Consider the following 23,322-nt stretch of genomic DNA (forward strand, 5'->3'; position numbering starts at 1 on the left):
CTTCGGCACAAGCTGACCTAGGGCAGCATTTTTTGAAGTCTCGGCCGTCAGGGGATAGGACGGCCAGCCCGCAGCCGAGCTCCTACTGGTAACGGTGCATATTCGTTTTCGAACTATTCAATGAGTGGAAGCCGTTGCTTCGGTCACAGCGATCAGCAGCCCTAGTGTAAGACCCGGTGCCATGCTCATCGGCCAGCGCTGGGTCTTTTTCTCTTAGGTACGCCCACCAACCATCAGTGCAGCTACACCCCCGCAGAGCGTCGCGGCAACCATAGCCGCGATACCAACTGCCAACACTTTCTTACGCTGGCTTTCCAATCTCCTCCCGGACAGGATCACGGTAATCGTGCCAAGGATAATGACTACCACGATCCCGACAAAGGCCACTGCCTCTTGTCCGGCGTAATTCGGTGGTCGCATGGGAGGCGCAACCGGAGCCAGGTTGTAGCGAAGGTGCATAATCCAGTACAACGAAGCGGCAAGCAGGCCGGTAACCGCGACAGCTATCAATGAAGTTGCCGATCGAGTAATTTTTATCCCTCCATTCACTTGGGACCAGCGTAACCCTCTTGACTGGAACGAATAGTGATCGGTGGTCCGCTTCAACGATTCCTACCAGACGGAGACGTCTTTCCAGGCGTGCGGAGGCCCGCAGTGTGGGCTTTGCACCGGTGGCCTGGCGGAATGTCTCGGAGCTGGAGCCAGGGTCGATGTGGTGTCGAGTCCATGGGGTGTGGTGCCGATGTGGCGGCGGAGGAGGGGCTGATCAAGTATCGGATGCAATGATCACTGTTCTACTGGTAACCGTGCATATTCAGTCTGAAACTATTCGGTCACCCCGTCGCTATGTACCTTTGTGTGATTTGCCGGGAAAAGTTTCTCTGCACTATAGAGTAAGCGTACTCTGCGCTGTAGAGTTCGCATATGCAAAATAAGCCGGCAAGCGCCGAACAAGAAGAAAACGGCATCATGAGCATGGGCCAGAAGGTGAGAGCACTTCGGCATGCCACCTCCATCCCTTTGATAGTCATCGGGCTTGGCGTCATCGTCGGATCTTTAGAGCCCATATGGGCAGCAGATGGGTTTATATGGGCATTACTTCTACCCCCGGCCACGTTTGCGATTCTCTACGCCATCATGCGGATCAGGGCAGATTCACTTGGAATCGGGATGGGACGCGAGGGGTATGGCTGGATCTGTGTGGTCATGCTGCCTGTTTCAGTTCTCACCCCAGTCTCAATCGTCTTGGGCTACACGTTTCTTTTAGGCATCGGACTCTGGATTATAGGGTGGCGTGGTCGCGATAGACGCCTTTGGCCAATGGGTGTAGCCCTTGCCGTCCTCTCGCCACTCTTGAATTTCTTCCTACTTCAAAATCTTGCCTACGCGATGGGTCTGCCCGTCGGCGGATTGTTCTCCGTCCCTTTCTATGGCTTCGATAATGTCGTGCTGGGTCTGGCAGGGGCCGCCACGCTCCTCACGGGGGTTCGGGCTGCCACGCTTGAGCGCAGGACCGTCCAACCGTGACTGAGCAGAGCGGCGAGATGCCGGAGGAAGTGTCATTCGGTTTCGAGGAGATTGTCCATCAGCGGACCCGCCTCGCGATTCTTGCCATCCTTAGCGAAGCCGGGGAAGCTGACTTCGCTTTTCTCCGAAAGACTCTCGGATTGACCGACGGCAACCTTGGCCGGCACCTTGAGATACTCGTTGAAGCCGGATACGTCAGCGCCAGGAAGGGCTATGACGGACGTCGAAGCCGGACTTGGGCGAGACTGACCCCAAAGGGCCAAAGCGCATTGCAGGTAGAAGTTGCGACTCTGAAAATGCTCATCGACCGGGTGGAAAGGTCTCCAGAAAATGACTGATGGTCACCGGTAGCCGGAATCTCCTGGGCCGCATCCTGCGTCGACGAGTGAGAGGTGCGGGCCCTCGGGCGTGAGGATCACGTCGGTGCTTTTCATCGCGGTGTGGTGCCGATGTGGCTGCGGAGGAGGGGCTGATCATGCATCGGATGCAAGGACCACTGTTTTACTTGACATAATGTGGATTATCGGCGTTACGTAAAGGCCTAAGCGGGGACCCAATCCGTAGCGGTTCGCCTCCTGCTGTGGCGCATGTTTACTCGGTCGTTGGCTGCGCGTTCTACCCAGTTTTGCGATGTCCCGGAATGCACCCGCTGACTGGACCATCTCGTGACAGGCCGACTGTGTGCTGCTGGTCGGCCCAATGATCCATGGAGGTTCACAGTCACACGAACTCACGGCCGAACGCCGGCTACAGGCAGCCAGGACTCGATGTCACGCCATGTGGGCGGCGAATTCGAGGCGAGACCCGACAGAGGGCTGGAAAGGCTGTTTTCCGGCAACCGCGTGTGCAATCGGGATCCCCGCGAACGACGTCGGCACTCCCCTGAAACCAGCATCAGGTTGACATAACTCCGCACCCACCTGCTGCCGCCGGAGTTCGGGACTCCGGCGGCAACCTTGGTCCTCAGGCGCCTACGTAGGCCGCCAGGTGCTTGCCGGTCAGTGTGGAACGATCGGCGACGAGATCGGCCGGCGTCCCCTCGAAGACAATGCGGCCGCCGGCATGCCCGGCCCCGGGCCCGATGTCGATAATCCAGTCGGCGTGCGCCATGACGGCCTGGTGGTGCTCGATCACGATGACCGACTTGCCGGAGTCGACGAGGCGGTCCAGCAGGCCGAGCAGCTGCTCGACGTCGGCCAGGTGAAGTCCCGTCGTGGGCTCATCGAGCACGTAGACGTCGCCCTTTTCGGCCATTTGGGTCGCCAGCTTGAGCCGTTGCCGTTCGCCGCCGGACAGCGTGGTGAGCGGTTGGCCGAGCGTCATGTAACCGAGTCCCACGTCGGCGAGCCGTTCCAGGATCTTGTGGGCGGCCGGGGTGCGCGCATCGCCCGTGCCGAAGAACTCCTCGGCCTCGGTCACCGGCATGGCGAGCACCTCCGCGATGTTCCGGCCGCCGAGCGTGTATTCCAGCACCGCCGCCTGGAACCGCTTCCCCTCGCATTCCTCACAGGTGGACTCGACGGTCTCCATGATGCCCAGTTCGGTGTAGATGACGCCGGCGCCGTTGCAGACAGGGCACGCGCCCTCGGAGTTGGAGCTGAACAGAGCCGGCTTGACGCCGTTGGCCTTGGCGAATGCCTTGCGGATCGGCTCGAGCAATCCCGTGTAGGTGGCAGGATTGCTGCGCCGTGACCCTTTGATCGCTCCCTGATCTATCACCACGACGCCGGGGCGGCGGGCGACCGAGCCGTGGATCAGCGAACTCTTGCCCGAGCCGGCGACCCCGGTGATCACCGCGAGCACTCCGAGCGGGACGTCGACGTCCACGTCCTGAAGGTTGTGCGTCGAGGCGCCCCGAACCTCTAGGGCACCCGTGAACGGGCGGACCGACTCCTTCAGGGACGCCCGGTCGTCGAAGTGGCGGCCGGTGGTGGTGTCGCTCCCCCGCAGTTCCTCAACGCTGCCTTCGAAGCAGATCGTCCCGCCCGACGTGCCCGCGCCCGGCCCGAGATCCACGACGTGGTCGGCAATGGCTATGGTCTCGGGCTTGTGCTCCACCACCAGCACGGTGTTGCCCTTGTCCCGCAACTGGAGCAGCAACTGGTTCATCCGCTCGATGTCATGGGGGTGCAGGCCGATGGTGGGTTCGTCAAACACGTAGGTGACGTCGGTGAGCGACGAGCCCAGGTGGCGGATCATCTTGGTGCGCTGTGCCTCTCCCCCGGACAGCGTCCCCGCCGGCCGGTCGAGCGACAGGTAACCCAATCCGATCTCCGCAAACGAATCGAGCAGGTGCTGCAGGCCGGTGAGCAGCGGCGCGACCGACGGCTCTTTCAGATCGCGGATCCACTCGGCCAGGTCGCTGATCTGCATCCGGCAAAGATCTGCGATGTTCTTGCCGCGGATTTTCGACGACAGCGCCTCCTGCGCGAGCCGGGTCCCGTTGCACTCGGGACAGGTGGCAAAGGTGATCGCGCGGTCCACGAAGGCCCGGATGTGCGGCTGCATCGCCTCACGGTCCTTGGAGAGCATCGATTTCTGGACCTTGGGAATCAAGCCCTCATACGTGAGGTTGATCCCCTCCACCTTGATCTTGGTCGGCTCCGAATAGAGCAGCTGGTGGAGCTCCTTCTTGGTGAACTTCGCAATCGGCTTGTCCATCGGCAGTCCTGCGCCGCTGAAGATGCGGCCGTACCACCCGTCCATGCTGTAGCCGGGTACCGTCAGCGCGCCTTCGGAGAGCGACTTCGTCTCGTCGTAGAGCGCGGCCAGGTCGAAATCGCTGACCGAGCCCATGCCCTCGCAACGCGGGCACATCCCGCCGAGGCGGTTGAAGGTCGCCTTCTCCGCCTTGGTCTTGCCGCCGCGCTCGACCGTGATGGCCCCGCTGGCCTTGACCGACGGGACGTTGAAGGAGAAGGCGTTGGGCGACCCGATATACGGGTCGCCCAACCTGCTGAAGAGGATCCGCAGCATGGCGTTGGCGTCGGTGGCCGTGCCCACGGTGGAACGCGGGTTGGCGCCCATCCGTTCCTGGTCCACGATGATTGCGGTGGTCAGGCCGGCGAGGAAGTCGACCTCGGGACGCGACAAGGTCGGCATGAAGCCCTGGACGAACGCGCTGTAGGTCTCGTTGATCAGGCGCTGCGACTCCGCGGCAATGGTGCTGAACACCAACGAACTCTTGCCCGATCCCGAGACCCCGGTAAACACCGTGAGCCGCCGTTTAGGGATCTCGATATTGATGTCCCTGAGGTTGTTCACCCGGGCGCCCTGCACCCGGATCAGGTCGTGGCTGTCCGCCGAATGCAGTGACGCCGGCTGCAGGTCCCTCGTCGTGGCCGTGCTCATTGCTGTCTCCATCCCTTGGGTGCCTCGCCCGCATGGCCCGACCCTGCGCCGGCAAGACCGCTGTCCGCTCGGTTCGTGTGCCTTGCCTGCGGGCGCCACTCCGCCCGCCGCGGCAACGATTACGTCTTTACCTTAATGGACTTGCCCGGAACCCGCTCCGGATTTTTGGTCCCCCGCGGCCGGCGTTACTCCGCCGCCTCGCCGACTGCCTCGAGTGCTTGGCGGATGCGGCGGGACGGTCCGCCCAGGTTCAGGTCCTTCGCGAGCTGCTCAAGCCGTTCTGCCTCTTCGGGGCGCAGCGGCCGGAGGGTGGCATCGAACGTCCCGAGCTCCAGGTCGCGGACGACGCCGACAACGGTCGGGGCGACGTCGAGGTAACCGGCGGCCTCCGTGATCTTGGCCCGCATCCGTGCGGCCATGGCAGCCGTCGGGTCCGCTGCCGCCGCGACGATTCCGTCGAGGCTGCCGTAGTCCTTCAGCAGCCCGGCCGCCGTCTTGTCGCCGATGCCCGCAACTCCGGGCAAGCCGTCGGACGTGTCCCCGCGCAACGTGGCGAAGTCCGCGTACTGGCTGGGCAGCACGCTGTACTTGCGCACCACCGACACGTCGGTCATCACCTCGAGGTTGCTCATGCCCCGGGCCGTGTAGATCACCCGCACCCCGCGGTCGTCGTCCACCAACTGGAAGAGGTCCCGGTCCCCCGTGACGATGTCCACGGGCACGTCGGCCTGGGCCGCGAGACTGCCGATGACGTCGTCGGCCTCGTGGTGGTCCGCGCCGATGACGGTGACATTGAGCGCGTCGAGCACCTCGCGGATCAGGGGCAGTTGTTCCACCAGGCCCGCCGGCGTCTCCTCGATGTCGAGACCGTCCGGCACGGGCCTGGCCACGCGGTGGCTCTTGTATGTGGGGAGCAGTTCGACCCGCCAGGCGGGGCGCCAGTCGTTGTCCCAGCAGGCCACCAGCCGGGTGGGCCGGTAGTCGGTGATCAGCCGGGCCATGATGTCGAGCAGCCCGCGCACGGCGTTCACGGGCGTGCCGTCCTTGGCTTTTATCTTGTCCGGCAGGGCGTGGAAGGCCCGGAAGTACAGCGACGCGGTGTCGAGGAGCATCAATCGTTCGGCCACAAGCTGCCCTTTCGCTGCCGGTGAGGAGCACGTCCCCTGGAGTTGGTACTACCTTAGTGGCATGGCTCCCGGTCCCCTGCGGCACCGCAGCGGCCCAGTGGTGCTGCTGATGGCGGCGGCCCTGCTGGCCGGATGTTCGGGCGCTCCCGGGAGCCTCTCGCCCGCCTCCCCGAGCGCCCGGGATGCCGTGGCTGCCGCCGTGGACCAGAGCCGGGCGGACTACACGGACCGGGTGGTCAACCTCATGATCACCAACACCTCCGCGCAGCCCCTGCTCGTCACCTCCGCGGCGCTGCATTCCCCGCTTTACGACGACGCCGCCGACTGGAAGCCGACGCGCACCGGCGGGACCAAGGTGGCGCCCGGTGCGACGGTGAGCCTGCCGGCTGACCTGCCGGCCGCCCGGTGCTCCGCCGGTCCGTCCCCGACTGCTGCAGAGCATCGGATAGCGGTGACCCTGGACGGCGAGGGCTCCGCGCCGGGCACGGTGGAAGTTCCTGCCGGCGATCCGCACGGTGTGCTCGCGCGCAACTACACCGGGGACTGCCTGGCGCAGGCGGCGGCTTCGGTGGCCGGGCTTCGGGTCGACCCCGGGCTTCAGGTGCTGGCCGGGCGCGGCGCGGCCGTCGTCGGAATCGATGTCCGGCCGTCCGGTGGGAAGGGAGCGCTGGTCATCGAATCCTTCGGGACCACCACCTTGCTCAGCGAAGACGCCGACCACCCGTGGCCCAGGAACATCCGCGTGGCCGGGACGGATCCGGCGTCGCGGCTGGCCCTGCGCGTCGTGCCGACCCGCTGCGATCCCCATGCGCTGGCCGAAGACAAGCTGGGCACCAAGATTCCGGTAACCATCAAGGCGGCGGGCGGATTCGGCGTACTGCGGCTGGACGGCGGACGGGATTTCACCCGCGAGGTATACCGGTTCATCGCCGACGCCTGCTCCTCCGCCGATCGGAGCGGCTAGCGGCGCTGGATGGACCGGAGCGGCTAGCGGCGCAGCAAGAGCCGGTGCCCTTACACTGACAGCTGTGACTGTCTACCCTGCCGAACGCCTGCGCGATCTGGTCCATTCGCTGGCCGCCTCCGGCGACCCTGCCCCCCATCCTGCAGGTAGGCGAGCCCGTGCTGAGGCAGCCTGCCGCGACGTTTGACGGGCAATTGGACGACGCTGACTTGGACGCCCTGCTGGCGCTCCTGCGCCGGACCATGCACGCGGCGCCCGGCGTCGGACTGGCGGCGCCGCAGATCGGAATCCCGCTGCGCATTGCGGTCCTCGAAGACATCTTCCCGACGGCGCCCGAGGTGGCCGCAACCCGGGAACGCGCGCCGCTCCCCTACTTCGCCATCATCAATCCGTCCTACCGCGCCCGCGGCGACGAGACAGCCGCGTTCTATGAGGGGTGCCTATCCTTCGCGGGCTACCAGGCGGTGGTGGAACGCCCCCGCAGCGTCGACCTCGACTTCGAACGGCCCGACGGCGCCCGCGTGCGCGAGACCTTCTCGGGCTGGCAGGCCCGAATCGTGCAGCACGAAACGGACCACCTCTCGGGCACGATGTACGTGGACAAGATGCAGCCCCGGTCCCTCAGCGGCAATGACGAGTACACCCGGCACTGGGCGCAGCCGACGATTGACCTAGCACGCGCAGGCCTGGCCTTCTAGCCCCGCAAGGGGCCGGCACCAGGCCGCAAAAGTGCCGGCACCGTGCCGGCACCAGGCCGCGAACGTCCCGGGAACGTGCCGGCGCAGGCCAGGCCCCCGGCCTACGCCCGGGCTGCGGGATCCGGTTCGGCGGCTGCCGCGCGTCCGCCGTCGTTGTTCGGCGCCGTGGGAAGGTAGGCCGCCCACCAGCGCAGGATCTCGTCGAAGCGCTGCTTCCGGTGCCACGGCGTACCGGTACGGGACAGCTCGTGGTTCTCCCCGGGGAAGATCAGCAATTGCGTGGGCACGCCGCGCTGCTTGAGCCCCACGTAGTAGCGCTGGGCCTGTTCCAGCGGGCAGCGCAGGTCGTCTTCGGAGTGGATGACGAACACCGGCGTCCGGACGGAATCCAGCCCGGCGAACGGGTTCTGGCCGCGCACCTGCTCGGGATCCGTGCCGGTGTATTCGTCCGAGAAGAACCAGCCGATGTCCGAGGAGCCGACGAACGACGGCGGATCCAGGTAGCCCCGCTCCACGATCGCGGCCGTGAACCGGTGGTCCCGGGACACCGTCCAGGCGGTCAGGTAGCCGCCGTAGGATCCGCCCATGATGCCCTGCCGCGTACCGTCCAGCTGCGGGTATTTGGCGAGGGAACCCTCCAGGAACGCCAGGACATCGGCCATGGCGAGGGTTCCCATGTCGCCCTTGACGGCGCGCCCGTGTGCCTGCCCGTAGCCCGCGGAACCCCGCGGGTTGCACATGACGACGGCGTAACCGGCGCGGGCATAGACCTGTGCCTCGTCGAAAACCTCCCAGCCGTACTGCGCGAACGGCCCGCCGTGGATGTTCAGCAGCACGGGATGCGGCCCCGGACCCTCGGGCAGCAGCACCCAGCCGTGCACCGGGTACCCGTCGGCCGAAGCGAAAGTCTCTTCCCGCGGCGCAATGATGCCGGAGTCCCGCAGCGCAGCTGAGAAGTCGGTCAGGCGGGTGAGTCCGCCGCCGGTCACGAGCCCCAGGTCGCCGGCGGTCGACCCGTCCGAGAAACTCACGACGGTGCGGCCCGCCGCCCGGTCGGCCGCCGCTGCGGTCAGCGGTCCGTCGACCAGGACCGCCATGCCGCCGGTTGCCGAGACCTCCACCAGCTGCACGGCGCCGCGCTGCCGGTTGAGGGCCAGCACCGCATCCGGGCCGGCCGCCGCCAGCGTGCCTTCGCCCAGGTCCGTCCCCTCCGGATCGGTCAGGCGGCGCACCTCGTTCGGGGCGGCGACCGGAGCCGCGTACAACGCGGCATTCTGCGCCACGAAGTCCCTCCCGCCGCCGATCAGGCTGCCAAGGTAGAACAGCCAGCGGCCGTCGGCACTGGGCAGGGGCGACGCGGCGGCCAGGAGCGGGCCGGAAAGGTTTGACATCAGCCGCGGGCTGCCGCCGGCAGCGTCGGGCTCCAGCGCGTACACGTCCCGGCGCAGGTCCTCGTCGGCTCCCTCGTGGAGGGCGGCCGTGAAGTAGAGCGTGCGGCCGTCCGGGCTGAACGCCGGGCCGTCATGGTCGGCGTCCGCGAACGTCAGCCGGCGCGCCTCGGGCACCGCGGTAAAATCGGCTTCGCCGTCCCGGCCCGCCTGGCGGGCGGCGCGGCCTACCGGAGCGACCGGCGGTTCGGCCTGCACATCCGGTGCGTCCACCGCGAACAGCTGGACACGCTTGTCCCCGGTATAGCCGACCCCGTTCAGGCGGTACTTGTAGCCGGTGACCAGCCGGGGATCCTCGGCGCCGGGACCAACGCCGTCCATCGTGCCGTAGCGTCCGTCGGCGGGGACCCGGGCCGCGAAGACCAGTCGGCGTGAGTCCGGGGACCAGACGAACGAGGAGACACCCAGTTTCTCGTCGGTGACCGCGACCGGCTCCCCGCCCCGGCTGTCCACCACCATCAGTTGCGCCCGTTCCCCCGGTCCGGCCGCGCGGAGGAACGCCAGACAGAGCCCGTCGGGCGAGTAGGCGGGTGCCGTGTCCCGGAAACCGCGCGTGAGGCGGCGCGGCGCGGCACCGCCGTCGTCCAGCGGGACTTCCCACAGCTGCCCCACGTAGCTGTCCGACGCAAACTCGGGATGCGTGGCCGAAACCGCGGCCCTGCCGCCGTCCGGATGGAGCGTGGGGGCGGACACGGAATTTAATAAAGCAATGTCTTCAGATCGCACGACTGTGAGCCTAGTCTCACCAGCAGGCCGGAGCCAATCGGCCGATCACCGTCCGGCTTTGCCTAGGATGGAGCATGCCCTCCGCCCCGCACTTCCCGGACCTGATCCCGCTGCTGCTCTGCCCGGTCTGCGGGGAAGGACTGATAGCCGCCGGGCCCTCCCCGGCCCAAGGGCTCCGCTGCGCGGACGGCCACCAGTACGACGGCGCCCGGCAGGGGTATGTCAATATGCTCACCGGGCGCGGCACCCGGTTCATCCCGGACAGCGCCGACATGGTCTCCGCCCGGGAGGCGTTCCTGGGCGCCGGCCACTACGCACCCCTGGCGGAGCAGCTGTCCCGAACGGTCGGCGCCCTCCGGCACGGCTCCCCCGCTCCCGTGGTGCTGGATGCCGGCGCCGGCACCGGCTACTACCTCGCAGCCGTCCTCAAGGGGCTGGGCGACGGGCGGGCCGTGGCGCTGGACCTGTCCAAGTTCGCCCTCCGGCGCGCGGCCCGGACGCTGCCGGATGCCTTGTGCCTGGTCTGGGACCTCTGGAAGCCGCTGCCGCTGGCGGCCGGGACCGTAGACCTGATCCTCAACGTGTTTGCCCCCCGCAACCCGGCCGAATTCGCCCGGGTGCTGAAACCGAACGGGCACCTGGTGGTTGCCACCGCTGCGCCGGGGCACCTGGACGAGCTGCGTGACGTGGTCCCGCTGCTGGCCGTCGACACCGACAAGGCTGACCGGCTGGAGGCGGCCCTGGGCGGCGAATTCGAAGAGCTGGCCGCCGATCCGCTGCAGGTGCCGCTTCAGTTGGACACGGAGGACATCGTGCGGCTGGTGATGATGGGGCCCAACGCCCACCACACCGACGCCGACGCGGTGCGTGCGGCCGTCGGGGAGGCCGGTCGACCGCTTCAGGTCACCGCGCGTTTCACCGTGAGCACCTACCGGCGCCGCGGCCGCGGCGGGCAGCCCGTCCGCCCCGCCGGCTAGCGCGGCCGGAAGCCCGTCCGCCCAGCCGGCTAGCGCGGCCGGGAGCCCGAGCGCCCCCGCTAGCCGCGGCCGGGCCTGGCTGGGGTTTTCTTCCGGACGCCCGGATTCAGGTCGACGAACATCCACTTCAGGAACAGCTGGATCAAGGGTCCGATGGCCAGGACGAACACCAGCGTGCCGAGGCCCACGACGCCGCCGAGCAGCCACCCGGCGAGGGTTGCCGCCGCTTCGATGCCGGTGCGGACTATCCAGACCTGCCACCCGGTGGCGGCGTGCAGGCCGGTCATCAGGCCGTCCCGGGGTCCGGGTCCGAGGCCTGCCCCGATATACAGCGCGCTGGCCGCCGCCAGCAGGACCAGTCCGGCAGTGAACGAGAGAACCTGCACGGCCAGGTGGTCCCAGAACGGGATGAGCAACAGCCCGAAGTCGGCGAAAAACCCGACGAGGATGGCGTTCGCGACCGTTCCCGCGCCCGGCTTTTGCCGCAGCGGGATCCACAACAGCAGCACGGCCGCGCTGATGGCCACCGTGGCCCAGCCGAAGCTGATGCCCGTGGTCCTGGCCACGCCCTGGCTGAGCACATCCCAGGGGGCCGAGCCAAGGTTGGCCCGGATCATCAGCGCGATGGCGATCCCGTACGCAAAGAGGCCGGCCAGCAGCCGCAGCGTCCTCAGGGACAGCCGATTGCTGGTCAGCAGGGTTCGCATGGCCGGCTCCGGGGTGCGCGGCAGGGCGCGGTGTTCAGCACTGGATCATCCTATCCGGCAACGCCCCCCGGCCCGCCGGACGGCCTTTCTGGTCACAACTTGGCCACGATACGCCCCGGACCGCCCGGAAGTGGCGGATTTCACTCCGCCGCGCGCCGTCGTCGGGCATGATGGAGGTATCAAGGGCAGCAGCAGCCCGCGGTTGTGCACGCGCGAAAGAGGCAGGCCTACGTGACTGCGGCTGCTCCAACATCAGGGGGTACTGATGATCGAATGGCTCGTCGCCAACAGCTGGGTCCTCTGGCTGGCCGTGTTCCTGATCCTGGCCATCGTCGAAATGATGACGCTGGACCTCTTCTTCATCATGATGTCCTCCGGCGCGCTCGTGGCCCTGTTCGGAGCGCTGCTCGGCCTGCCCTTCTGGATGCAGGTGGTCATCTTCTGCGTGGTCGCGCTGCTGATGGTGCTTTTCGTCCGACCGGTAGCGCTACGGCATCTGCGCAGCGGACCGCGGGACCTCGCCACCAACATTGACCGGCTGATCGGCGAATCGGCGATGACCCTCGAATCCGTCACCGGCCATTCCGGCGTGGTGAAGATCGGCGGCGACACCTGGTCGGCCCGGTCGGCGGACGGGTCGGCCATCCCGGCCGGCCAGCGCGTTTCGGTGGCCCGGATCGAGGGGGCAACCGCCGTCGTGACACCGCAGCGCGCAGACGGGCCGCTGCCGGCCCAGTAAGACCCGGGCGGGCATCGTGCCGGCACCGTGACCCACTGACACCACTCTTAGAGGGGAACTATGGATAGCAATATCGGAATCTGGATCGTGCTGCTGGTCCTGATCGTCTTCGTCGTGATCGTGCTGGTCCGCGCCGTGCGGATCATCCCGCAGGCACGGGCGGGCGTCGTGGAACGGCTGGGCAAGTACCAGCGCACGCTGAACCCCGGGTTGACCATCCTGATCCCCTTCGTGGACCGGCTGCTGCCGCTGCTGGATCTGCGCGAACAGGTCGTGTCCTTTCCGCCGCAGCCGGTCATCACCGAAGACAACCTGGTGGTCTCCATCGACACCGTCGTCTACTTCCAGGTGACCGATGCCCGCGCCGCGACCTATGAGATCGCCAACTACATCCAGGCAGTGGAGCAGCTGACCACCACCACCCTCCGCAACGTGGTGGGCGGCCTGAACCTGGAAGAGGCGCTGACCTCACGCGACCAGATCAACGGCCAGCTCCGCGGCGTCCTGGACGAAGCCACCGGACGCTGGGGCATCCGCGTCTCCCGCGTGGAACTCAAGGCGATCGATCCGCCCCACTCCATCCAGGACTCGATGGAAAAGCAGATGCGGGCCGAGCGCGACCGCCGGGCGGCCATCCTGACCGCCGAAGGCACAAAACAGTCCCAGATCCTGACGGCCGAAGGCCAGCGCCAGGCGGCCATCCTCGCCGCCGAAGGCGACGCCAAGGCAGCGATCCTGCGTGCCGACGGCGAGGCCCAGGCAATCCAGAAGGTGTTCGACGCCATCCACAAGGGCAACCCCACGCAAAAGCTGCTGGCCTACCAGTACCTGCAGACGCTGCCCAAGATCGCCGAAGGCGAGTCGAACAAGCTCTGGATCATCCCCAGCGAGGTCGGCGAAGCCCTCAAGGGCATTGGCAGCCTGCTGGGAACGGCCACGCCGGACAGCGAGACGGCCCCGGCCGCCTCAACAACCGGCAGCGAACTGCGCGGCTGAGACAGCAGAAGCAATCACGGGGCCGGGAGCCCGGAGCGTCAGCCCGTTGGATGCTCCGCGCTCCCGGCTTTGGTTTACCCGAGACCGCCGCCCGGACTATAATGGGTGGTTTGCCGGGAAGTTGCCGCCTACAACCATCCTTGACGCAGGCGGGATTCGCGTTATCATCACGGCCGGGAACAGACGGCCGCCCGCCGACGTTGAGACTGTTAGCGAGCCATCGCGGACGCGGTCCAGCCGCCGGTCCGCCACAAGACAAGAGGGAGAGATCATGAGCGATCGTAGCCTGCGGGGTATGCGCCTCGGAGCGCAGAGCATGGAGACTGAATCCGGTGTCGAACCGGCTCCGCGCCAGCGCGTTGAGTACCGTTGCGAGGACGGCGAGCAGGTGTTCGTGACCTTTGCCGCAGAAGCCGAGATCCCCCCGGTATGGGTTTCCAAGTCGGGCAAGGAAGCACTCCTGGTCAACGGAGAAAAGCCCGTCGACCCGAATGCCAAGCCAGTGCGCACCCACTGGGACATGCTGCTGGAACGCCGCAGCGTTGAGGAGCTCGAACAGATCCTCGAGGACCGCCTGACCAAGCTGCGCGAACGCCGCGGGGAACGGCGCACGGCTTAAAGCCTGACCGCACATCCTTACAGAGAGGGAGCGCGCCCTGACGGGTGCGCTCCCTCTCTCTTTTGTGCCGTCGGGTTCTTCGGCGGTCAGCGTTTCCGGGCGCGGAGTCTCCGCCACTTGTCCGCGATCCCCCATTTGGTGACCAGCAGGATGGACTCCAGCACGATGCCGCCGCTCATTTTCGAGTCGCCGTATTCGCGTTCGACGAAGGTGATCGGCACTTCACGGACCGCCAGTCCTGCCTTCAGGGTCTGCCAGGTGAGGTCGATCTGGAAGCAGTAACCAACCGATTCCACGCTGTCCAGGTCGATGGCGCGCAGGGTTCCGGCCTTGAAAGCGTTAAAGCCGCCGGTGATGTCCCGAATGGCCACGCCCAGCATGAGCCGGGAGTACAGGCTGCCGGCCAAGGAAATGGCCTTGCGGTGGAGGGGCCAGTTGACCACCTTCCCGCCCGGAATCCACCGCGAACCCTTGACCATATCGGCGCCGCCATCGAGTGCGCCCAATAACCGGGTCAGCTCCTCGGGCTGGTGGGAGCCGTCGGCGTCCATCTCCACCAGGACGTCGTACCCGGCGTCAAGCCCCCAGCGGAAGCCGGCGATGTAGGCGGCGCCCAGCCCCGCCTTCCCTTCGCGGTGAAGGACGTGGATGGCGGAGTCGTCGGCCGCCAGCCGGTCGGCCAAAGTTCCGGTGCCGTCCGGGGAATTGTCGTCGACCACCAGGATGTCCGAGCCGGGTACGGCGGTGCGGAGGCGGGCTACTGTCTTCGGGAGGGACTCGATCTCGTTATACGTCGGGATGATGGTGACGACCCGCACTCAGTGGCCTTTCGAACGTTGTGCTGCAAACCGCAGATTTCCTCGTGCCGGAGATACCCCGGGGGCCTCCGCATCGACGGTCCAGTATAGGCCATGAGTTTGTACCGGAGGCCGGCGGGCACGCCCGGCCGCGCGGCCTCAGGTGGAAGGAAGGGTAGGTCCGCACGCCTTCGGGCCACGAAAGCAAACCTGTGGGGGAACGCAGACATGTTTTCTACTGACGTGCGGACCTACCCTGGAAGTGCCGGTTCGTCAAGGGACATCAGGCGCAACCGCCCGCAGGCAGGTGCCGCCAGCAGCCTCTCTCCCCGGCACGGACCGACATCCGCGAAGAAATACCGGCCCATTGAGAGTTCAGCCTACTGGCTGAGCGGGATGTGTCAATACCGCTCTGACCTGCGGTTTTGTCCATACCCGCACGTCAGAGCGGGGCTCCCGGCCGCCAAAAGTCACCGAAATCAAACAAATCGTTCAGATTTTTCGGAGTCAGCCCAAACCGGACCCGCCTCAGGAGCCGTCATAAATGGTTACTCCATTCATCACCGTGCGGACACACACCGGCAACCTGCCGCTGTCCAGGGAGGGCAGCATCGGCGTACCGGCCCGCGCATCGGTGCTCCAGGCGGACACCCGCGAGTCGGGAGTCTGGATGGAGAGTTCGTCCGCGTCCCAGACGGCGAACGTCGCGGGAGTACCCGGAGCCAACTGGCCCTCCATGGGGTTCCGTTCTCCCGCGGCCCGCCACCCGGCCCTGGTGTGCGCCAGGAACGCCGCCCGGGCCGAGATCTGCTCGGACCGGTTATGGTGCTCCAGGCACGCCTTCACGGCGGCCCACGGGCTTTGTTCCGTGACCGGGGCGTCGGATCCGATCGCGACCGGAACGCCCGCAGTCTGCAGCGTTCCCACTGCGTTCATGGCGAGTGCCGATTCGGCGCCCAGCCGCGTGGCGTACATGCCTTCCGCCCCGCCCCAATAGGCGTCGAAGAGCGGCTGCATGCTGGCGGTGACCCCGTGCCGGAGCATCCGCTCCAGCGCCCCTTCGGGCACCATTTCCACATGTTCGAGGCGGGGGCGGGCCGAACGTACCGCAGCGTCCCCGACGCGTTCGGCGGCCAGGTCCAGGGCGTCGAGCACCCGCAGCAGACCGGCATCGCCAATCACGTGGAAACCCGCCTGGATGCCCTGCTCCGCCGTCAGTTCCACATGCCGCGCCGCAGCCTCGGTGTCGAGATAGAGCGTCCCGTGGGCCCCCGGGAGGTCGGCGTAGCCCGCACTGACGGCCGCCGAATGCGATCCGATGGACCCGTCCATGGTCAGGTCCCCGCCCAGCCCCCGCAGGCGGCCGGAAAAGTAGTGCACCGTTTCCTTGACCTGTTCGGCGGAGGTCATCAGCTCCCCCCAATACGGCAGGATCCTCGGTCCGGGCTCGGCATCGCCGAGCGCGAGCAGCGCCAGCAGGTCCTCTGCGGGCCCCAGTTGCGGGGCGGCCATCTCCGTGACGGCGACGTACCCGCGGGACGCAGCGTGCCGCAGGGCCAGCCGCTGGAGCTCTTCACGCCGGCCTGCTGCAGGGGTCTGGACCGCGGCCCGGGCCCGTTCAAGGGCCGGCCCGCTGACCGTCCCGGTAACCGACCAGCCCGGCACCTCCGAGAGCGACAGGCGGGACGCCAGCGCGCCGGAGACGGCCGCCGAATGGACATCCACCCGCGTCAGGAAGACCTCCGCTCCGCCGGCCGCCCGGTCCAGTTCGCCGGCGGAGGGGGCGCGGTTCTCGGGCCACCGGGTTTCGTCCCAACCGTGGCCCAGGACGGGGCCGCCGTCCTGCCGGGCAGCGGCGGCGACGGCGTCGAGCAGTTCCACCAGCGATGCGCAGCCGGTCAGGTTGAGCGAGGACAGGGCGAGCCCCGTCTGCGTCACGTGGGCGTGCGCGTCCACGAAACCGGGCGCCACCAGGCGTCCATCGAGGTCGACGACCCGCATGCTGCCGTCGGCGATGGACGTCGCGGCATGCTCCGACCCGATCCAGGCCACGGTGCCGCCGTCGACGAGCATCGCCGTGGCGTACGGGTCGGCGGCGCTGTAGATGCTGCCATTGCGGTACAGCGTGAGGCCCGTGGCAGCGGGCAGGACAGATTCGCTCATGGAAATCCTTTCAAAAGGGTGGTGCGCGCGGGGCCGCGCTATTCGGCCACGGCGGCGTAGGCGACGACGCCCCGGCGGACCAAGCCAATGGCCTGCCTGCCGCGGGCCGCGAGCTGAGGATCGAGGGCGGGCACTTTGATCAGCTGGTCCAGCAGGTCGATCACCTGCTTGGCCCACCGGACAAAGTCGCCGGCGGCCAGGTCCGTGCCCTTGAGCGCGGTCTGCAGGGACCGGCCGCTGGCCCACTTGTACATCGGCCAGGCGAGTCCCAGCTCCGGCTCGCCGGTGAGCGGCAGCCGGTGCTGTTCCTCGAGATCGGTCAGCTGCGACCACTCACGGACGGCGATCATGACCGACGCTTCCATGGCCGCCGAGGGCATCTTGGGCCGGATGCCGGCCTCTTCCCGCTTGGCCTGGTACACGAGGCAGGAGACGAAGGCCGCCAGTTCCGCGGCGGTGAGCCCCGCGAAGGCGTCCTGCTCCAAGCACAGCGCCACCAGCAGGTCACGGTCGCCGTAGATCCGCCGCAACCGTTCTCCGGCGGGGCTGATGGCGACGCCGTCGCCGCCGGTCTCCAGGTAGCCATAGCTGTCGAGCACCTGGCAGACCCGGTCGAAGGTCTTGGCGATGGTGTTCGTGCGGCCCTGGATCTGCGTCACCAGCTGGTCGGTTTCCTTGCGGAGATTCCACCAGCGCTCGGCCCAGCGGGCATGGTCTTCCCGGTCGCTGCAGCCGTGGCAGGGGTGGGCCTTGAGTTTTCGCCGCAGGTCGTTGATCTGCCGCTCGGCCTGTGTCCCGCCGGGGACGATGAAGTCACGGTGCTCGCTCCCCCGCCGCGGCGGGCGCTTGTCGTGCAGGGCATTGCGCAGCGAGGACGCCAGATCGCGGCGTTCCTTGGGGCTGCGCGCATTGAACGTCTTGGGGATCCGGATGGTGGAGAGTACCTCCACCGGGCCCTGGAAGTCGTCGACGGAGATGCGGCGGATGTGCTTTTCCTGGGTCAGCACCGTGGGACGGGGCTCGCGGGCGGCTTCGTCCCGGTCCAGCACCACGGCGTAGCCGAGGTTCCGGCCCGCAGAAATATCGATGATGTCGCCGCGGCGCAGGCGGTCCAGGGACGATGCCGCCGCCGAGCGGAGGTGCCGGGACTGGGTGCGGGAGGCGCGTTTCTCGACCTCGTTCAGGTCCCGGCGCAGGCGCGCGTATTCGTTAAAGTCGCCCAGGTGGCAGCTCATGGCCTTCTCGTAGCCGGCCAGCGATTCTTCCCGGCTGCGCACCTGCTTGGCCAGGCCGACCACGGAGCGGTCGGCCTGGAACTGTGCGAACGAGGTCTCCAGGATCTCCCGGGCCGGGCCGCGGCCGAACTGCGCGATCAGGTTGATGCTCATGTTGTAGGTGGGCCGGAAGCTGGAGTTCAGCGGATAGGTCCGCCGTGACGCCAGGCCCGCTACGGCTCCCGGATCGGTACCGGGCTGCCAGAGCACCACGGCATGGCCCTCGACGTCGATGCCCCGCCTGCCCGCGCGGCCGGTGAGCTGCGTGTACTCCCCCGCCGTGATGTCGACGTGCGCCTCGCCGTTGAACTTGTCCAGTTTCTCCAGCACCACCGTCCGCGCCGGCATATTGACGCCCAGCGCCAGCGTCTCCGTGGCGAAGACGGCGCGGACCAGATTGTCGGCGAAGAGCTTCTCCACCACCTCCTTGAACGTCGGCAGCATGCCGGCGTGGTGGGCGGAAAACCCGCGGGACAGGCCTTCGCGCCAGGTCCAGAAGCCCAGCACGTCCAAGTCCTCTTCGGCGATGTCCTGCACGGCCTCGTCCACCCGGCGGACGATGACGGCGCGTTCCTTCTCCGTGGTGAGCAGCAACCCGGATTCCAGGCACTGCTTGACGGCGGCGTCGCAGCCGTTGCGGGAGAAAATGAACGTGATGGCCGGCAGCAGTCCCTCGCTGTCGAGCTTGGCGATGACCTGCGGCCGGCTGGCGCGCCGAATCCGGGTCAGCGCCTGCCGGGGTGGTTCGGGCGCGCGCCGCCCGCGCCGGCCGCCGGAACGGCCCCAGTTGGCGCTGCGGTTGAGCCGGTGCTCGGCCGACGCCAGTTTCAACAGCTCCGGGTTCACCTCGTAGGCGCGGCCGCTGCCGGCTTCCTGCGCGGTTTCGTCGAAGGCGACGTCGCCGGCGAAAAGATCGAACAAGTCCGAGCCGACCATGACGTGCTGCCACAGCGGGACGGGGCGGTGCTCGGACACCACCACGTCGGTGTCGCCGCGGACGGTGTCCAGCCAGGCACCGAATTCCTCCGCGTTGGAGACGGTCGCAGACAGTGAGACCAACTGCACGTCGTCGGGCAGGTGGATGATGACCTCTTCCCACACGGCGCCGCGGAACCGGTCGGCCAGGTAGTGGACTTCGTCCATCACCACATAGGCCAGGTCCAGCAGGGTGTCGGAATTGGCGTACAGCATGTTCCGCAATACCTCGGTAGTCATCACCACCACGTCCGCGTGCGGATTAACCGAGGTGTCCCCGGTGAGCAGCCCCACCCGCTCGGCGCCGTAGGTGGCCACGAGCTCGTTGTACTTCTGGTTGCTCAGGGCCTTGATCGGCGTCGTATAGAACGCCTTAAGTCCCCGCTGCAGGGCCATGTAGACGGCGAACTCGCCGACGACGGTCTTGCCGGCGCCGGTGGGAGCCGCGACCAGGACGCCGCGGCCGCGCTCCAGGGCCTCGCACGCCTCGCGCTGGAACGGGTCGAGTTCGAATCCGAGCGTCTGGCTGAACGAGTACAGCCGGGTCTTCGAGAAGGCCACCCGTTCGGCGGCCGCAAGGTAGCGTTCGGAGGGGGAACTCATAGCAAAAGCCTATCCGCTTAAATCCGCCGGCCCGATGGGTGCCGCCGACCCCTGACCGGCCGCAGCCTATTTGGCTCCGTCCTGCTCCGGGTCGTCGGCCTTCAGCTGATCGAGCGGCGTGGCCTGGTCGACGCCGGCGGCGACTTCCGCTTCGCGGACCTTGCGCCGCTTGTCCCGCCGCTTGTCGTTGAGCAGGCTGATGCCGGTTGCCACGAAGAACAACGCCAGCAAGGGGGCCGCCAGCAGGAACATGGACATGGCGTCCGGGCCGGGGGCGGCCATCGCCGCCACCAGGCAGACCACGAACACCACGATCCGCCAGCTCTTGATCACGCGGCGGCCGGACAGCAGACCGGCGAAATTCAGCCCCACCAACACCACGGGGAGCAGGAACGCGATGCCGAGGGAAAGGAACATCCGCATCACGAACGTCAGGTAGTCGGTGGCCAGGATCTGGTTCACGCCGCCTTCCGGCGTGAACATGGTCAGGACCTTGACGATCTCCGGGAGCACGATCCAGCCGAAGTAGATCCCGAGCAGGAACAGCGGCACGGCGGCGACCATGAAGCCGAGCGTGTAGCGGCGTTCCTTGGTCTTCAGGCCGGGCGTGATGAAGGCCCACACCTGATAGATCCACACCGGGGAGCTGACCAGCAGCCCCAGGAAGATGGAGACCTGGATTTTCAGGTCGAACGGAGATCCGACACTGCCGTAGTTGATTTCCGCGCGCCGGCCCTCTTCCGCCGAGATTTCCATCAGCGGTGCCTGGACGGCGACCATCACGGGGTCGTACAGGAACCAGCCGGCGACCGCGCCGAGCAAGACGGCAATGCCGGAAATGATGAGCCGGTTGCGGAGCTCTTTCAGATGGGCCTTGAGCGGCATCCGCCCCTCAGGGTTGGCCTTTCGGCCTTTCTTACCGGCCACGGCCCTTACTGCTGGTGCGGCGATGGGGATCCGCCGTTCGCATTCGGCTGCTGTCCGCGGTTGTCAGTGTTGTTCCGCGGCGGGTTGACCACGCGGCCCTCGACGGGTTCCGAGTCCGGGTCGGCGGTGGACGCGTCGTCGTCCTTCATCTGCTTCACCTCGGACTTGAAGATCCGCATGGACTGGCCCAGGCTGCGGGCAAGGCCCGGCAGCTTCGGTGCGCCGAAGAGCAGCAGCACAATGATGACCAGAATAATGATGGTCCAGGGGTTATCGAAGAGTCGTCCCATGCGTGGTTCCTTTCGTCTAGTCCATCCTATGCCATCGGCGGGTCAGGACAGCCGCAGGTCGCGCAGGGACTGCCGCTGCCCGCGGGCCGTACGCCGGGCGAACCGGCGCCGCCGCCGCTCCTCGCGCCGCCGCTCCTTGCCCTGGACGTATTCCTCCTTGAGTACCGCGGAGTCGGCGAAGAGTGCCAGCCGGGGGCGGTGCGGGTCGGCGGGCTGCTGTTCCGTTGGGAGTCCGCCGGCCAGCCGGTCGGCCGCCGCCTCGAATTCACGCAAAGTTCGCACGAACTGGCGGAAAATCCGCCAGCCGAGCAGGGCGATGAACACCAGGGCCAGCGCGCAGAGGGCAACCCAGAGCAGGATCCAGAACCAAAGGGGCATGCTGTCCACTCTAGCTTCCGGCCGAAGCCGGGGCCTCGCGGTAGGCCTCCAGCGCCTGCCGCAGCCATTCCCGGGTCTGGCCCGCCGCCTCCGCCGGCTCCAGCACGGCAACTTCGCCGCCGTGGCGTGCCGCCAGGCCGGGCAGCACCGCCGTGCTGGAGAGCCGGATTTCGGCCGCGAGCGAACCGTCCGCCAGGACCGCGCGGCGCCGGGCATTGTATTGGTCGGCCAGTTCGGCCAGGCGCTCGGAGATCCGCAGCACCACCACCTGGTCCGTCTCCTGCGGGGTGAACAGGCTGTCGGGGAATTCGCTGCTCCGTTCCGCCGGCGGCTCAAAGTGCTCGGCCGTGGCGGCCAGGGAGCGCATGCGGTCCACCCGGAACTGCCGCACGGCCTGCTGGCGGTGGCACCAGGCCTCGGTGTACCAGTGTCCGTCCACGGCGAAGACCCGGAGCGGGTCGATCCGGCGGTTCGTCATCTCATCCCGCGACGGCACAAGGTAGTCGATGTCCACGCTCCGCCGGGCGGCCGCGGCTTCCTGCAGCGCGAGCACCTCGGGCGTGCTGTCCTCGGCCGCCAGATCCGCGGCGATGGCCGTGTGGCGGGCGGCAACCCCGCCGGCCGCCGCCAGCAGCTTGCTGAGCGCGCTGCGCAGGGCGGGCTGCTCCCCCACCCCGGGCACGGTCTCGAGGGCCTGCAGGCCGACCACCAGCGAGAGCGCCTCGTCCAGGCTCAGGCGCACCGGCTTGTCGATCTCGTCGGCGTTGTTGATGGAGATGGTGCCGTCTTCCCAGAACGCTTCGATGAGCTGGTCCGGGCCGTAGCCGGGAGTCCCGCAGACGAACAGCAGGTTCAGGTCCTTGATCAGCTGGTTCTTGCTGATCTTGAACTTCTCGGCGGTGGCGTCCAGCGGCACCCCCGGATTCGCCGTGACGTAGGAGACCAGGTCCAGCAGCCGCGGCAGATGGTCCAGCGACCCCGTCTTCCGTGCCGGCCGTGAACCGTCCTCCAGCAGGGCGTACGACGGCGGTGCCTGGGTCGCGGCGGCCAGGGCGCCTTCCAGCCGGCGCACCACGGCGCCGCGCAGCTCGTCCGGGCCCTGGACCAAGGCGTTGGCGCCGTGCGAGGCAATTTCCTCCGCCAGCACCTCCGCGTCCCCGTAGCCAAGGGTGACGGCGTCCCAGCCCGCCGGGGGCCGGACACCCTCGGCGGCGGCGGCCGCCGCGCGCAGCGAGTTGGCTTTGTCCTGCCGGAGCAGGAGCACGGCGGTCCCGTTGTCCTCCGGCGCCTGCAGCCCGTCCAGCACCGGGCGCATGGCGAAGCCCTCCGGGATGCTGTAGGTCCCGTTCAGCTTTTTGATGGCGGAGGTGACCCTGGACAGCCGGAAGGTTCGCTGGGCGTCCCGGTCCAGGTCGCGGCCGGCCAGGTACCAGTGGCCGTACCGGTTGCCCAGCCCCCAGGGCTCGACCCGCCGCGGCTGCGGCCGGCCGTCCTTGGGCGACCGGTAGTCGAAGGAGACGGGGGCGTGGTCCAGCACCGCCTTGAGCAGCGGTTCGAAGGCCGGCTCCGCGGTCCGGATGCGCGGTTCCACCCCGATCAGTGGATCACCCTCGGCCAGGGCGCCCTGCACGTCGAGCCGGCGCACGGCCCGGGCGGCCGCCGACCCCAGCGAGGCCTGCTGCCACAAGCGGGAGGCGAGCGAGAGCACCGCGCTCTCCCGGGCGGTGAAGTGGAGTTCCGGCAACCGGTACTTGTGCCGGTCGATCCGGTACCGCAGCCCGCTGTTGTCGTTCTCGTAGAGCGTGTCGTCCGGGAACGTCTCCACCGGGATGCCCATTTCCCGCAGGTCCTCCTTGTCCCGCTCGAACAGCCGGTTGAAGGCGTCGTCGCTGGTCGCCTCGCGATACGGCGGGATCAGCGCGCGCAGCTCTTCCTTGCTGTAGCCCCGACGGCGTTCCAGCAGCGCGATCAGCAGGTTGAGGAGTCGTTCGGTCTTGGAGGCGGACATAGTTGAAACGTTACTGGCTGGAGGGTTT

General features: G+C 67.6%; 20 protein-coding genes. 8 read left to right on the top strand and 12 right to left on the bottom strand.

Going from position 1 to position 23,322, the window contains the following annotated elements; all coding sequences use genetic code 11:
- Positions 1-213: 213 nt before the first annotated feature.
- Positions 214-606 (bottom strand): hypothetical protein, encoded by a 393-nt coding sequence (locus AC5RUP_RS09265; RefSeq protein ID WP_494153757.1) that lies wholly within the window; start codon positions 604-606, stop codon positions 214-216.
- 318 nt (positions 607-924) lie between these two features.
- Here AC5RUP_RS09265 and AC5RUP_RS09270 point away from each other — a divergent pair, with 318 nt between their 5' ends.
- Complete coding sequence (locus AC5RUP_RS09270; protein WP_494153758.1) at positions 925-1,527, top strand: hypothetical protein; 603 nt, start codon at positions 925-927, stop codon at positions 1,525-1,527.
- Positions 1,524-1,865: a winged helix-turn-helix domain-containing protein gene (locus tag AC5RUP_RS09275; protein ID WP_494131515.1), complete on the top strand. Its 342-nt coding sequence runs from the start codon at positions 1,524-1,526 to the stop codon at positions 1,863-1,865. Before AC5RUP_RS09270 ends, AC5RUP_RS09275 begins: the two co-directional genes overlap by 4 nt.
- Before the next feature lie 625 nt (positions 1,866-2,490).
- Here the strand turns inward: AC5RUP_RS09275 and AC5RUP_RS09280 are convergent.
- Both AC5RUP_RS09280 and AC5RUP_RS09285 read right to left on the bottom strand, forming a co-directional pair.
- Positions 2,491-4,878 (bottom strand): ATP-binding cassette domain-containing protein, encoded by a 2,388-nt coding sequence (locus AC5RUP_RS09280; protein WP_494153759.1) that lies wholly within the window; start codon positions 4,876-4,878, stop codon positions 2,491-2,493.
- 185 nt (positions 4,879-5,063) lie between these two features.
- Positions 5,064-6,005, bottom strand: coding sequence for a 5'-3' exonuclease (locus tag AC5RUP_RS09285; RefSeq protein WP_494153760.1), 942 nt, complete (start codon positions 6,003-6,005; stop codon positions 5,064-5,066).
- Between the two features lie 61 nt (positions 6,006-6,066).
- Here AC5RUP_RS09285 and AC5RUP_RS09290 point away from each other — a divergent pair, with 61 nt between their 5' ends.
- Positions 6,067-6,969 carry a hypothetical protein gene (locus tag AC5RUP_RS09290; RefSeq protein WP_494153761.1) on the top strand — a complete coding sequence of 301 codons (903 nt, stop codon included), beginning with the start codon at positions 6,067-6,069 and terminating at the stop codon, positions 6,967-6,969.
- Positions 6,970-7,127: 158 nt separating this feature from the next.
- The gene (locus AC5RUP_RS09295; protein ID WP_494153762.1) at positions 7,128-7,667 is read left to right on the top strand and encodes a peptide deformylase; all 540 of its coding nucleotides are present in this window, start codon (positions 7,128-7,130) and stop codon (positions 7,665-7,667) included.
- Positions 7,668-7,768: 101 nt separating this feature from the next.
- Here the strand turns inward: AC5RUP_RS09295 and AC5RUP_RS09300 are convergent, their stop codons facing one another.
- Positions 7,769-9,841 carry a S9 family peptidase gene (locus AC5RUP_RS09300; protein WP_494158483.1) on the bottom strand — a complete coding sequence of 691 codons (2,073 nt, stop codon included), beginning with the start codon at positions 9,839-9,841 and terminating at the stop codon, positions 7,769-7,771.
- A 74-nt stretch (positions 9,842-9,915) separates the two neighbouring features.
- On the opposite strand from AC5RUP_RS09300, the gene AC5RUP_RS09305 reads away from it, so the two are divergent.
- Positions 9,916-10,818 carry a methyltransferase domain-containing protein gene (locus tag AC5RUP_RS09305; protein ID WP_494158484.1) on the top strand — a complete coding sequence of 301 codons (903 nt, stop codon included), beginning with the start codon at positions 9,916-9,918 and terminating at the stop codon, positions 10,816-10,818.
- A 59-nt stretch (positions 10,819-10,877) separates the two neighbouring features.
- Here the strand turns inward: AC5RUP_RS09305 and yczE are convergent, their stop codons facing one another.
- On the bottom strand, positions 10,878-11,525 hold the full coding sequence (gene yczE / locus AC5RUP_RS09310; protein WP_494154556.1) for a membrane protein YczE: 648 nt from the start codon (positions 11,523-11,525) through the stop codon (positions 10,878-10,880).
- Positions 11,526-11,790: 265 nt separating this feature from the next.
- Here yczE and AC5RUP_RS09315 point away from each other — a divergent pair, with 265 nt between their 5' ends.
- From AC5RUP_RS09315 to AC5RUP_RS09325, 3 genes are all read left to right on the top strand, one after another.
- On the top strand, positions 11,791-12,264 hold the full coding sequence (locus AC5RUP_RS09315; RefSeq protein WP_494067841.1) for an NfeD family protein: 474 nt from the start codon (positions 11,791-11,793) through the stop codon (positions 12,262-12,264).
- A 60-nt stretch (positions 12,265-12,324) separates the two neighbouring features.
- On the top strand, positions 12,325-13,260 hold the full coding sequence (locus AC5RUP_RS09320) for an SPFH domain-containing protein (RefSeq protein WP_494091487.1): 936 nt from the start codon (positions 12,325-12,327) through the stop codon (positions 13,258-13,260).
- Between the two features lie 271 nt (positions 13,261-13,531).
- Positions 13,532-13,879, top strand: a complete 348-nt coding sequence (locus tag AC5RUP_RS09325) for an RNA polymerase-binding protein RbpA (protein WP_493978444.1) — start codon at positions 13,532-13,534, stop codon at positions 13,877-13,879.
- An 86-nt stretch (positions 13,880-13,965) separates the two neighbouring features.
- Here the strand turns inward: AC5RUP_RS09325 and AC5RUP_RS09330 are convergent, their stop codons facing one another.
- From AC5RUP_RS09330 to AC5RUP_RS09360, 7 genes are all read right to left on the bottom strand, one after another.
- The gene (locus AC5RUP_RS09330; RefSeq protein ID WP_494091488.1) at positions 13,966-14,697 is read right to left on the bottom strand and encodes a polyprenol monophosphomannose synthase; all 732 of its coding nucleotides are present in this window, start codon (positions 14,695-14,697) and stop codon (positions 13,966-13,968) included.
- 507 nt (positions 14,698-15,204) lie between these two features.
- Positions 15,205-16,839, bottom strand: a complete 1,635-nt coding sequence (locus AC5RUP_RS09335) for an amidohydrolase (RefSeq protein WP_494158485.1) — start codon at positions 16,837-16,839, stop codon at positions 15,205-15,207.
- 38 nt (positions 16,840-16,877) lie between these two features.
- A complete protein-coding gene (locus AC5RUP_RS09340) occupies positions 16,878-19,691 on the bottom strand; it encodes a DEAD/DEAH box helicase (RefSeq protein WP_494154567.1) in 2,814 nt (937 codons plus the stop codon).
- Between the two features lie 66 nt (positions 19,692-19,757).
- Positions 19,758-20,618, bottom strand: a complete 861-nt coding sequence (tatC, locus tag AC5RUP_RS09345) for a twin-arginine translocase subunit TatC (RefSeq protein WP_494154566.1) — start codon at positions 20,616-20,618, stop codon at positions 19,758-19,760.
- A 5-nt stretch (positions 20,619-20,623) separates the two neighbouring features.
- Positions 20,624-20,908: a Sec-independent protein translocase subunit TatA gene (gene tatA, locus AC5RUP_RS09350; protein WP_494049940.1), complete on the bottom strand. Its 285-nt coding sequence runs from the start codon at positions 20,906-20,908 to the stop codon at positions 20,624-20,626.
- Between the two features lie 42 nt (positions 20,909-20,950).
- Entirely contained in the window at positions 20,951-21,286 is a 336-nt protein-coding gene (locus AC5RUP_RS09355; RefSeq protein ID WP_494067834.1) for a hypothetical protein, read from the bottom strand.
- 10 nt (positions 21,287-21,296) lie between these two features.
- Complete coding sequence (locus AC5RUP_RS09360; RefSeq protein ID WP_494158486.1) at positions 21,297-23,294, bottom strand: helix-turn-helix transcriptional regulator; 1,998 nt, start codon at positions 23,292-23,294, stop codon at positions 21,297-21,299.
- Positions 23,295-23,322 lie beyond the last annotated feature (28 nt).

The organism is Arthrobacter sp. Y3223151 (assembly GCF_059091125.1).